Consider the following 2,102-nt stretch of genomic DNA (forward strand, 5'->3'; position numbering starts at 1 on the left):
CGGATCAGCGCCACCATCTCGGCGCTGGCCCATAAGTCGTAGGGACTGGGCTGCACCGGGATCAGCACGCGCTCGGCCGCCAGCAGCGCGGAGCGCGCCAAGGCGGCGATGCGCGGCGGGCCGTCGATGACGACGTGATCGGCCCGCCTGGCAAGCTCTGGCGCTTCCTGATGCAGCGTTTCGCGTGCGAGGCCCACGGCACTGAACAGCCGTGGCAAGCCTTGCTGGCTTCTACGCTGCGTCCAGTCCAGCGATGAACCCTGCGGGTCGGCGTCCAGCAGCACGACGTGCTGGCCACGCATTGCCAGTTCGCCGGCGATGTGGGTGGCGAGCGTGGTCTTGCCGACGCCCCCTTTCTGGTTGAGCAGAGCAACGATCATGACGCGGCCCTCCCTGCTGGAAAGCCCGGCTGTTGCTGCTGCGTTTGTGGCCGCGTGGCGGTTATCCACCGCAGCGGCGTTTCCCTACTAAAAGTTAGAGAAATTAAGTTAGGGAAGTTAGAGGGCGCGCAAACCCAGTGCTGGCGCGGGTTTTCGGCCGATTGGCACGCCTGATAGCACGATAGTCCCACGCCTGATAGCACGATACCCCGCACGCCTGATAGCACGACTCCATTCACAGGCTTTCCCCGAGTTATCCCCGTGCCGTATGCGGCACGGGCCGGAAGGTCAGCAGTTCCATGCCGTTGTCCGGCATCCGTTCGATGCCCAGGACATAGCCGGGCAGCGACTGCCGCGCGACGAGCGCGCGCAGGTCGCAGGCGAAGTCGTAGGGCTTGGCGGTGCTGCCGGATTTCTGGTGCAGGTAGCGGAAGTCGAACTGCCAGCCGTATGCCTGCTTGCCGCCGTGCTTGCGCACCAGGCGGTACAGCCACCGCTCGATGCCGCCGGTCAGCCGGAAATACGCCGGGTCGATGGTCAGCACCAGGGCGGCATCCAGCACGCCCGTATAGAACCAGTCCGGCAAGATCAGCTCGATGCCCAGCGGTGTGCCGCTGGCATCGGCCAGTTCCTTCCATTCGTTGATCCACGAGAAGCGGTGCAAACGCCGCCCGGTTGTCTCGCGGATGGACGTGGCCACCGTGGTCGATTGCAGGCGATCCAAGGCCGCTTTGAGGCGCTGGTAGTCGCGCAGCGACTTGCCGCGCCCGATGAAGCGCAGGATCTCGTAGGGCGTCGCACGGATCAGCCGCGAAGGCCGCAGGCCCGCATCCTTCGCCTCCACGATCTGTGAGGCCGCCCAAATCAGCACGTCGGCATCCCAAATCGTGGCGATGCCATGCTCCTGCGTGCCTTCCACGCGGATCGTGACGTTGCCCGCCCGGAAGTCGATGGGCTTGACCCGCTTGGACTTGGCGAGCGAGAAGAACGGATAGGCCATCAAGTCCTGGCTGTCGCGCGGTGCCATGTCGCCCGGCAAGGCGCGGAACAGGTCGAGCTGTTCGCGTTCTTGCGGGGGCCGCTGCCGAAATGGCAGCGCGGAGATGGACATGGCTGTGGCCTGGCGCGCGCCAGCGATCAGCGCGCACGGCTGTCCGCCGAGTGGTGCTCGGCGTACTCGGGATCGGAAGTCGTCTCGAAGCTGCGGTCGGCCGCCCAGGCGTCGAGGTCGGCCACGGCGTACATGACGCGCCGGCCGAACTTGCGAAAGCGTGGCCCGCCGCCGATCACGCGCTGCTTCTCCAGCGTGCGCGGCGACAGGCGCAGGTACTCGGCGGCTTCGTCGTTGGTGAGGTAACGCTGCGGCTGCGCGGCAGCGGTCGAGACAGTGGCGGCAGGCCGCAAGGGAGCTGGTCGCATGGGATGAACCTCCATCAAGCCCGGCCACACCACGCGGCCGGATGGAGGCACTTTCAAGAAAGCGAGGCTTCTTGCTAAGGGACGAATTGCAGGGGCTGCGAAACGTCCCCCCTACTGCAACGGCAGTGGCGGAAGCTGTGCAAGGCGGCGATAGCCGCCGCACATCAGCGCATCGCCACGGCGCACCAGCCGGCGCACGCGGGCGCGCAAGGCACCGTCCTTGTGCCAGTTGGCCGCGACGGCCTCCACGCCGAACAGCCCTTCGGCCACTTCGCGCAAGGACGCGCCCGCCAGGGTCGCGTC

4 protein-coding genes are annotated in these 2,102 nt (G+C 66.7%); all 4 read right to left on the reverse strand.

Translation table 11 applies throughout. From position 1 onward, the window contains the following. Positions 1-380, reverse strand: a 380-nt coding sequence (gene parA, locus HMPREF2924_RS12780; RefSeq protein ID WP_168172956.1) for a ParA family partition ATPase, incomplete at its 3' end; no start/stop codon positions are given. A gap of 253 nt (positions 381-633) precedes the next feature. Beyond that, complete coding sequence (locus tag HMPREF2924_RS12785; RefSeq protein WP_016254212.1) at positions 634-1,491, reverse strand: replication initiator protein A; 858 nt, start codon at positions 1,489-1,491, stop codon at positions 634-636. Between the two features lie 26 nt (positions 1,492-1,517). After that, positions 1,518-1,799, reverse strand: a complete 282-nt coding sequence (locus HMPREF2924_RS12790) for a helix-turn-helix transcriptional regulator (protein ID WP_003107109.1) — start codon at positions 1,797-1,799, stop codon at positions 1,518-1,520. Between the two features lie 111 nt (positions 1,800-1,910). Continuing rightward, on the reverse strand, positions 1,911-2,102 hold a 192-nt coding region (locus tag HMPREF2924_RS12795), incomplete at its 5' end, for a DNA -binding domain-containing protein (protein ID WP_141765534.1).

It is taken from the genome of Pseudomonas sp. HMSC063H08, from assembly GCF_001813645.1.
GTDB classification, from domain to species: domain Bacteria; phylum Pseudomonadota; class Gammaproteobacteria; order Pseudomonadales; family Pseudomonadaceae; genus Pseudomonas; species Pseudomonas aeruginosa.

Excerpts from the sequence above, each read along its gene's own strand:
- HMPREF2924_RS12785 (WP_016254212.1), bottom strand. The coding sequence starts at position 1,491 with ATGTCCATCTCCGCGCTGCCATTTCGGCAGCGGCCCCCGCAAGAACGC.
- HMPREF2924_RS12790 (WP_003107109.1), bottom strand. The coding sequence starts at position 1,799 with ATGCGACCAGCTCCCTTGCGGCCTGCCGCCACTGTCTCGACCGCTGCC.